Source organism: Streptomyces sp. NPDC005483 (genome assembly GCF_040606035.1).
Taxonomy (GTDB): domain Bacteria; phylum Actinomycetota; class Actinomycetes; order Streptomycetales; family Streptomycetaceae; genus Streptomyces.
Map to the genome: position 1 here is coordinate 273,645 of NZ_JBEXEA010000005.1, position 9,058 is coordinate 282,702.

8 protein-coding genes are annotated in these 9,058 nt (G+C 71.1%); 3 read left to right on the forward strand and 5 right to left on the reverse strand.

The features are described from left to right. Window positions 1-157: 157 nt before the first annotated feature. From ABZT06_RS12475 to ABZT06_RS12485, 3 genes are read right to left on the reverse strand one after another with little or no spacing between them, the layout of a single operon-like run. Window positions 158-604, reverse strand: coding sequence for an NUDIX hydrolase (locus tag ABZT06_RS12475; protein ID WP_355738884.1), 447 nt, complete (start codon window positions 602-604; stop codon window positions 158-160). A 9-nt stretch (window positions 605-613) separates the two neighbouring features. Beyond that, on the reverse strand, window positions 614-1,495 hold the full coding sequence (locus ABZT06_RS12480; RefSeq protein WP_355738886.1) for a pyridoxamine 5'-phosphate oxidase family protein: 882 nt from the start codon (window positions 1,493-1,495) through the stop codon (window positions 614-616). 2 nt (window positions 1,496-1,497) lie between these two features. Then, entirely contained in the window at window positions 1,498-1,941 is a 444-nt protein-coding gene (locus tag ABZT06_RS12485; protein ID WP_355738887.1) for a VOC family protein, read from the reverse strand. A 124-nt stretch (window positions 1,942-2,065) separates the two neighbouring features. Between ABZT06_RS12485 and ABZT06_RS12490 the strand changes: the two genes are divergently transcribed. Together ABZT06_RS12490 and ABZT06_RS12495 are read left to right on the forward strand one after the other, a co-directional pair. Next, the gene (locus ABZT06_RS12490; protein ID WP_355738890.1) at window positions 2,066-2,608 is read left to right on the forward strand and encodes a CGNR zinc finger domain-containing protein; all 543 of its coding nucleotides are present in this window, start codon (window positions 2,066-2,068) and stop codon (window positions 2,606-2,608) included. Window positions 2,609-2,850: 242 nt separating this feature from the next. Beyond that, window positions 2,851-6,144, forward strand: coding sequence for a S8 family serine peptidase (locus tag ABZT06_RS12495; protein ID WP_355738893.1), 3,294 nt, complete (start codon window positions 2,851-2,853; stop codon window positions 6,142-6,144). A 60-nt stretch (window positions 6,145-6,204) separates the two neighbouring features. On the opposite strand, the gene ABZT06_RS12500 is transcribed toward ABZT06_RS12495, so the two are convergent. Further along, window positions 6,205-6,912 (reverse strand): hypothetical protein, encoded by a 708-nt coding sequence (locus ABZT06_RS12500; protein ID WP_355738896.1) that lies wholly within the window; start codon window positions 6,910-6,912, stop codon window positions 6,205-6,207. Between the two features lies 1 nt (window position 6,913). Next, window positions 6,914-7,435: a sigma-70 family RNA polymerase sigma factor gene (locus tag ABZT06_RS12505; protein WP_355739334.1), complete on the reverse strand. Its 522-nt coding sequence runs from the start codon at window positions 7,433-7,435 to the stop codon at window positions 6,914-6,916. A 207-nt stretch (window positions 7,436-7,642) separates the two neighbouring features. On the opposite strand from ABZT06_RS12505, the gene ABZT06_RS12510 reads away from it, so the two are divergent. After that, on the forward strand, window positions 7,643-8,659 hold the full coding sequence (locus tag ABZT06_RS12510) for an aspartate-semialdehyde dehydrogenase (RefSeq protein WP_355738899.1): 1,017 nt from the start codon (window positions 7,643-7,645) through the stop codon (window positions 8,657-8,659). The last annotated feature ends 399 nt before the right edge of the window (window positions 8,660-9,058 follow it).

Consider the following 9,058-nt stretch of genomic DNA (forward strand, 5'->3'; position numbering starts at 1 on the left):
TGGATGCTTGGCACCGGGGATGACCTGCGCGTGAACGAGGCGGCAACGCGCAACGCCGATCACCGTACGTGGATCTTGGCCCACCCTGCGCGTTCAGGAGCGCTCGTCGAACGGCCCGGGGGCGGTCACTCCGTGTTCATCTTCCGGGGTACGACACCTATCCCGCGGGCCGTCCGGCCACCGGCCGCTCCCGCCACAGCCGCAGGCCGAAGTCGACCAGGGGCACCCGGTTCAGCTCCGGTACCCCGTCGAGGTCGTGCCACTCGGCCATGTCCGTGGAGCCGCCGACCTCGAAGCGCAGCTCGCCTCCGGTGACGCGGGCCTCGTAGACGAGCCCCACGTGGTGCCGGTCGACCGTGCGCCCGAAGCGGCCCCGGGACGGGAAGCGCACCGACCGCACCCCCAGCAGGCCGGTGACCTCGACGCGGTACCCCGTCTCCTCCCCCACCTCCCGCAGGACGGTGTCGTGGGGGTCCTCGCCGTGTTCCATCCCGCCACCCGGCAGGGTCCACTCCGGCCGGCCGTCGTTGAGCCAGCGGGCGAGCAGGATCTGTCCGTCGCGGACGCATATGGCGTAGGCCGCCACCCTCAACTTCTCGCGCATACCCGCAAGTTAGTCCGCCTCGTCCGGATTGGCCGGTGAGTATCGAGGCGCGGACCAGCGCAGTGGAAGCGCCGAGGGGGTCTCGACGGTCTCCCGTACGGTGAAGCGGACTCGGCGCTCGGGGCCGAACTCGGTGGTCGCCTCGCCGCTCAGCTGGAGGGCCGTGCCGGTCGTCCAGTCGAGGAACAGCAGGCCGGCCCGGGGGTCGGTGGCGAGGTTGCCGAGGGTGAGGAACATGGAGTTGCCCGGGTAGTCGCGCCAGCTGAGCTCGCCCGGTGAATCGACGCGCACGAAACCGGGGTTGCCGCCCCGGTGGCTGACGTCGGCCCCGCCCTCGTGCACGGAGGCCAGGAAGAGGGTGTCCGCCGCGGAGACGAACTCCGCCTGCTCGTCGGTGAGTTCGGCGCCGCGCCGGGGATCGCCCGGCCGGCGGTCCGGCACGATCTCGTACGACTCCCTTTTCTGGAGGTACTTGGGGCAGTTGGCGAAGACCTGGTCGGCCTCGATCGCGAACCCCCGTGCCGTGGGCCGGAGTCGGCCGTTGAGGCGCATACGGCGGCGGGTCCTGGGGTCCAGGGCGATCGTGCCGACGGGTGTGCCGGGGGTGGCGAACGCCGTCGCGAGGGGGTCGGCGGGCAGCCGTCCGCCCGCGACCGAGACGCGGTGCGGGCCGGTCGCCCGGACGAAGCCCGGCGCACCCGTGAGCGGGGACGCCCAGACCCGGCCCGTCGAGGGGTCCGCGGCGCCGGCGACCAGCAGCGGCTGGAGTTCCAGGAAGGCCGCGGCGACCTCCCGGATGCCCCGGCCGACCGAGCGGCCCACGTGATCCGCCTGCTCGCGCACCCCCACCCGGTCCTGCACGGCCCGCGAGCCCGCGTGAAAGACGCTCATGGTTAGAAGAACCCGCAGGTCGGGGCCGTACCGGAGGGCGCCGGCGCCCCCTCGGCGCCGCTCGGCACGGAGATCTCCAGGCGGGTGCCGTCGGGGTCGTGGAAGAAGATGCCGCCGGACCCCGCGCCCTCACGGTGGGCGACCACGCCCTCGTGGGCGAAGTCCACGCCGTAGGCCCGCAGCGCCTCCTCGTACTCCCTGACCTTGTCGATCGACTCCGCCTCCAGGGCGAGGTGGTGCAGGCCCGCGCGGTCGGATCCGTACGGCTGCTCCGCCTGCTGCCAGAGGGTGAGGACGAGGGTGTCGCCGTCACCGAGGAAGGCGTACCGGCGGCCCTCCTCCTTGCCCTCGGCGAGCGGCGTGAAGCCGAGGACGTCCCGGTAGAAGGCGAGCGAACGGTCGAGGTCGGTGACGTTCAGGCCGATGTGGCCGGTGTGCAAGGTCACGGCTGTCCCCTTCAGCTTGGATGACTCGCTTACTTAACCCTTGTAAGTGACTTTAGGGGTTAGAGGCGCGGGATGCAACCAGTCACGTACGCTTGACCGGTTAGTAGTGAAGGGAGCCCCCCGCATGCCCGCCGCCCGCGACCCCCGCCCTCTCACCGGCGAGCCACTCGCACTCGACCTGCTCAACACGCGGTGGATGAGCGAGGGAGCCCTCCAGGACCTGCTCGCCGACGTCGAGGGGCTCGCGGTGTGGCTCGACTCGGCCGGACTCGGCGGTGATCACACCCCCGACGACAGGATGCTGCGGCACGTCCGGCAGGCCCGAAAGGCCCTGCGCACGGCGGTGGACGGGTCGCTCGAGGAAGGCGCACCCCTGGTCGACGCCGTACTGGAGCACGGGCGGGTCCGGGTCGCACTCACCCCCCAAGGGCCCGTCGAGCACCCCGAGTTGACCGACCCCGCCTGGGCTCCGGCCTGGCTCGCCGCCCGCGACTACCTGAAGCTGCTCAGCACCGCGCCGGACCGGATCCGGTCATGCGCCCACGAGTCGTGCGTGCTGCACTTCTTCGACACGTCGAGGAACGGCACCCGGCGCTGGTGCTCGATGGCGGTCTGCGGCAACCGCGCGAAGGCGTCCCGGCATTACGCGCGCACCAAGGACGTCTGAAAAGGCCGACCAAAGGGCTCGTAGGCCGAATTGCCCGCTTTCTTGCGGGTCTTCACCGATGTCCCCAAAGGGCATCGCGGGTTTTCCCCATACACCCATATCGATTCGGTCAACTCTCCCTAAACATCCATCCCATACGTAAAGCTGTGCGGTCATCCGGGGTCTTCTTCCGGATCACCGTGGTCAGGTCCGATCGGACCCGGTCACACACCCGCTCGTTCCTTTACCTACAAGGGATGCCGATGACCCTCACCCCCCAGCGCGCTCCGATATCGGGCGCGAGACGTGTGGCGCGCATAGCGGCGGCCGCGGGACTGGTCGCCGCGCTCTCCGCGGCGGGGCCGATACCCATGGCCTTCTCCGCCGACGCGGGCACCACCCCTGCGGCCTCGGACCCGGGCCTGAAGTCCGCCGACCAGAAGCTCGGTTCGGACGACGCCGACGCGCTCGCCGAGGCCAAGGCCGACGGTGCCAAGAACATCACGCTGATGGTCGCCACCGCCCCCGGGAAGACCGAGCAGGTCGCCGCGGAGCTGGACGCGGTCAAGGGCGGCCTGGTGGGCCTCACGTACGACAAGCTCGGCTACGTCCGGGCCACCGTCCCCACCGCGAAGGCGGACTCGGCCATCGCCGCCGCCGCGAAGCTCTCCTCCGTGCACGGCATCGACGTCAAGCAGGACATCCCGCTGGACGACCCGACGCCGAGCGCCGACACCGCCAAGGGCGCCGCGCACAAGGCCGCGCAGACCTACCCGGCCCCGAGCGCGAAGACCCCCGCCGAGAACCCGTACAACCCGTCCTTCGAGACCGGCGCCGTCGACTTCGTGAAGGAGCACCCGAAGGCGGACGGCCGCGGTGTCACGATCGGCATCCTGGACTCCGGTGTGGACCTAGGCCACCCGGCGCTGCAGAAGACCACCACCGGTGAGCGGAAGATCGTCGACTGGGTGACGTCGACCGACCCGGTCTCCGACGGCGACGCCACCTGGCGGCGGATGAACAACCCCGTCAGCGGCCCGACCTTCACCATCGCGGGCGCCACCTGGAAGGCCCCGGCGGGCTCCTACCAGTTCAACCTGTTCCGCGAGTCGGCCACCACCGGCGGTGACGCCAAGGGCGACGCCAACCGCGACGGCGACACCACCGACGTCTGGGGCGTCCTCTACGACGCGGCCGCCGGAACCGTCCGGGTCGACCTGAACAACAACAACGACTTCTCCGACGACACCCCGATGAAGCCGTACAAGGACGGCTACCAGGTCGGGTACTTCGGCACTGACGACCCGTCCACCGACGTCGCCGAGCGCCAGCCGTTCGTCGTCGAGATCCGCAAGGACGTCGTCTACGACGCCGCGGGCAGCAAGGCCGACTACGTCAACATCGGCGTCATCGAGTCCGAGCACGGCACCCACGTCGCCGGCATCACCGCCGCCAACGGCCTGTTCGGCGGCCGGATGAACGGCGCGGCCCCGGGTGCGAAGATCGTCTCCTCCCGCGCCTGCACCTGGACCGGCGGCTGCACCAACGTGGCGCTGACCGAGGGCATGATCGACCTCGTAGTCAACCGCGGGGTCGACATCGTCAACATGTCGATCGGCGGCCTGCCCGCGCTCAACGACGGCAACAACGCGCGCGCCGAGCTCTACACGCGCCTCATCGACACCTACGGCGTCCAGCTGGTGATCTCCGCGGGCAACTCCGGTCCCGGCGCGAACACCATCGGCGACCCGGGCCTGGCCGACAAGGTCATCTCCGTCGGCGCGACCATCTCCAAGGCGACCTGGGCCGCCAACTACGGCTCCGCCGTGGAGAAGAAGTACGCGATGATGCCGTTCTCCTCGCGCGGTCCGCGTGAGGACGGCGGCTTCACGCCGACCCTGTCCGCCCCGGGCGCGGCCATCAACACCACGCAGACCTGGCTCCCGGGCTCCCCGGTCGCCGAGTCGGGCTACACGCTGCCGGCCGGCTACTCGATGCTCCAGGGCACCTCGATGGCCTCCCCGCAGGCCACGGGCGCCTCCGCGCTGCTCATCTCGGCCGCCAAGCAGAAGCACCTCGCGCTGACGCCGGCCACCCTGCGCACCGCCCTGACCTCGACCGCCGAGCACATCAAGGGTGTGCAGGCGTACGAGGAGGGCGCGGGCCTCATCGACATCGTGGACGCCTGGGACGCCATCAAGGATGGTGCCACGGCCCACGACTACACGGTCAAGGCGCCCGTCGACACCGCGATCGACCAGCTCCTGAAAACCCCGGGCTACGGCACCGGTCTCTACGACCGCGAGGGCGGCCTGAAGGCCGGTCAGAAGAAGACGTACGACGTCACCATCACCCGTACGTCCGGTGCGGACAAGGCGCTCCGCCACGAGCTGTACTTCGAGAACAACGCCGGTGACACCTTCCGGATCCTCGGCAAGGACGACATCAGCCTCCCCCTGAACCAGCCGGTGACCGTCAAGGTCCAGGCGCAGCCGAGGTCCGCGGGTCTCAAGAGCGCGATCCTGGTGGTCGACGACCCGAAGACCGAGGGTGTCGACCAGCAGATCCTGACCACGGTCGTCGTCTCGGCGCCGGTGCAGTACACCTACACCGCGTCGAACACCGTGCAGCGCAACAGCACCCAGTCGTACTTCGTGACCGTGCCCGCGGGCGCCAAGTCGCTGGAGGTCGCGATCGGCGGGCTCAAGGACAAGAGCCAGACCCGCTTCATCGCCATCCACCCCTACGGCGTCCCGGTCGACAACACCGGTACCCCGTACTGCTACAACAACTACCTCGACGGCAACGGCTGCAAGCCCGACGCCCGTTCCTACGCCGACCCGCAGGCCGGTGTCTGGGAGATCGAGGTCGAGGCGCGCCGCACCTCGCCGCTCCTCGACAACCCGTACAAGCTGGACGTCGCCGTCTACGGCGCGGTCTTCGACCCGGAGACCGTGACCGTCCCCGAGGCCAAGGTCGGCACCCCGGCCACCGCCTCCTGGAAGGTGACCAACACCCTCGCCGCGATCGACGGCAAGCTGGCCGGCGGCCCGCTCGGCTCGTCCAAGACGGCCCGCCCGACCATCGCCGAGGGCGCCACCCAGACCACCACGGTCGAGGTGCCCGCGGGCGCCAAGTCGCTGGACGTCGCGATCGGCAACGTCTCCGACGTCTCCGCCGACCTGGACCTGACGGTCTACAACGCGGCCGGCACCGTGGTCGGCACGTCCGCCGACGGTGACTCGGAGGAGGCCGTCTCGGTCGCCTCGCCGGCCGCCGGCACGTACACCATCGAGGTCGCGGGCTACTCGGTCCCGGCCGGCTCCACGGCGTACGACTACCAGGACGTGTTCTTCTCCAGCACCCTGGGCACCGTCTCCGTCGCCGACGCGCCGGTGAAGCTCGCCACGGGCGCCTCGACGACCGTCTCCGGCAGCGTCACCGCCCTGGCGGCCGCTCCGGCGGGCCGTGAGTTCTTCGGCCAGGTCAGCCTCGTCAACGCGCGCGGCACGGTCGCGGGCGTCGGCAACGTGAAGATCGAGAAGGTCACGCCGTAACACTTCTCCGTACGGCGGCAAGGGGCGGGCGCCCGAGAGGCGCCCGCCCTTTCTCGTGCCCTAGCAGGTCAGCCCGCGCGAGGCCGGGAGCGAGGCGGTGATCCAGGCCCGCTCCCGGGCGATCTCCCGCTCACCGACGACCCAGTGGTCCGGGCCCGGCGAGCCCTGGGTCATGCCGAACAGGACGCGGGTGCCCTTGGCGAGCGGTTCGGGAAGGGCGTACTCGCTGATCACATAGGTGAGGTCCTTCACTCCGAGGGTCGGCTTGTAGTAGTGGCTCACCCGCACGGTGACCTGGACCTCCCCGCCGACGGGGAGCTCCTTGACCGCGGTGACCTCGCCCTCGGCGACCGTGGTGGCGCAGGCCAGGTAGGCCGGGCTGCCGAAGCGGACGTCCGACTCCGCCTTGGAGGCCGAGTCGGCGCCGCCGCCCGAGGACAGGTCGCTCGCGCCACCGTGCCCGACGAGCCAGCCGAGACCCGTGACGACCCCGGCGACGGTGGCCACCGCGAGCGTGCCGAAGGCCAGGACGCGGGCGCGGCGGCGGGCGCGGACGGGCCGTACGGGAACGGGCTCGACGGCGGGTGGTGCCTCGGCGAGAGCGTCGCCGAGGATGCCGAGCTGCTCCCTCAGCAGCTCGAGGTCGGCCTCGGCCGCCCGGTACTCGGCCAGGAAGGCGGTGTCCGCGCGGGCTTCGTCGCCGAGCTCCTCGCCGGTGATCGCGGCCATGAGCGCGTCGCTGTCGTACGTCTCGTTCTCGGCGCTCATGTCACACCACCTCGTCCTCGTGCAGGCGGGCGCGAAGGGCCCGCACCGCCGTGTGCAGGCGGCTCTTTACCGTGCCCTCCGGGACGCCCAGCTCCTGGGCGATCGAGCGCACCGGCAGGTCGGCGAAGAAGCGCAGCACGAGGACCTGGCGCTGCTGGTCGGGCAGCTCGTCCAGGCCCTGGGCGACGGCGAGGGAGAGCACGCTGGTGTCCTCCCCGGAGGGGTGCTCGTGCTGGCGCAGCGAGGCCAGCCGCTCCCCCAGCCGTTCCTGGCGCTTCTTGGCCCGGTGCCAGTCCATGGCGAGGTTGGAGGCGACGACGGCGGCCCACGCGGACACGTCCCGTGGCGCCTCGTACCCCTTCGCCGCCCGCTCCAGCAACCGCAGGCGGACCTGCTGCACCCCGTCCGGCAGGTCCGCCTGCGGCACCCCGCCCAGGGCGAGCACGGCCCGCACCCGGCGTTCCTGCGCCGCGTCCAGGGGGTCGTCCCCCTCCTGGACCCGGCGTGCCCTTCTGCGCAGCACAAGCCACCCCCTCACCGCGTTTCCTCTACGACGCCGTGGAGCACGGAAACGTTCGGCGGATCCCCGCGAAAATCTTTCAGAGGCGTACGTCACACCGTCCAGCAGTCCATTCCTCGGGCATGGGGCGCAAAGAATTGGACAGGCGGACCCGGGTCGGCCGCATGATGGAAACGCCGCAGACGTACAGGAACACATGAGGGAGTCACCGTGAGGGTCGGAATCGTCGGAGCCACCGGTCAGGTCGGCACGGTCATGCGCGGGATCCTCAAGGAGCGGAACTTCCCCGTCACGGAGCTGCGGCTGTTCGCCTCCGCCCGCTCGGCGGGGTCGGTCCTGGACGGCGTGACGGTGGAGGACGCGGCGACGGCGGACTACACCGGCCTGGACATCGTGCTGTTCTCCGCGGGCGGCTCGACCTCCAAGGCCCTGGCCGAAAAGGTCGCCTCGCAGGGCGCCGTGGTGATCGACAACTCCTCGGCCTGGCGCAAGGACCCCGAGGTCCCCCTGGTCGTCTCCGAGGTGAACCCGCACGCGATCGCGGACCGCCCCAAGGGGATCATCGCCAACCCGAACTGCACCACGATGGCCGCGATGCCGGTCCTGAAGGTGCTGGACACCGAGGCGGGCCTCCAGACGCTGATCGCCACCACCTACCAGGCGGTGTCCGGCTCTGGCCTCGCGGGCGTGGCGGAGCTGCACGGCCAGGTGCAGAAGGTCGCCGCCGACGCGGACAAGCTCACCCACGACGGGGGGGCGGTCGACTTCCCCGAGCCGCAGGTCTACAAGCGGCCCATCGCCTTCAACGTCCTGCCCTTCGCGGGCAACCTCGTCGACGACGGCCTGAACGAGACCGACGAGGAGCAGAAGCTGCGCAACGAGTCCCGCAAGATCCTGGAACTCCCCGAGCTGAAGGTCTCCGGCACCTGTGTGCGCGTCCCGGTCTTCTCCGGCCACTCCCTCCAGATCAACGCCCGCTTCGCCCGCCCGATCTCCCCGGAGCGCGCGACGGAGCTCCTGGCAGGTGCCCCCGGGGTGACCCTCTCGGACATCCCGACCCCCCTCCAGGCCGCCGGCCAGGACGCCTCCTTCGTCGGCCGCATCCGCCGCGACGAGACGGTCGACAACGGCCTCGCCCTGTTCGTCTCCAACGACAACCTCCGCAAGGGCGCCGCGCTGAACGCGGTCCAGATCGCGGAGCTGGTGGCAGCGGAGCTGAAGGACTGACGCCGGTCCGCCTCTGCCGGAAACGGCACGTGCCTGCCGGAACGAGCACGTTGCCGGGTGCCCGCGCAGAGTCGTCGGTACGCCTCGGCCGGGCTGCGCGGGCCGAGACGACGTCTTCGCGCAAGGACCCGGAGCACGACCCGGTGCAGCGTGCCCCCGACCGCCGGAAACGGCACTCGCCTGCCGGAGCGAGCTCGCCGCCGCGTGCCCCCGCGCAGGCTCGTCGGTACGCCTCGGCCGGGCTGCGCGGACCGAGACGACGTCTTCGCGCAAGGACCCGCAGCACGACCCGGTGCAGCGTGCGCCCGACCGCCGGAAACGGCACTCGCCTGCCGGAGCGAGCTCGCCGCCGCGTGCCCCCGCGCAGGCTCGTCGGTACGCCTCGGCCGGGCTGCGCGG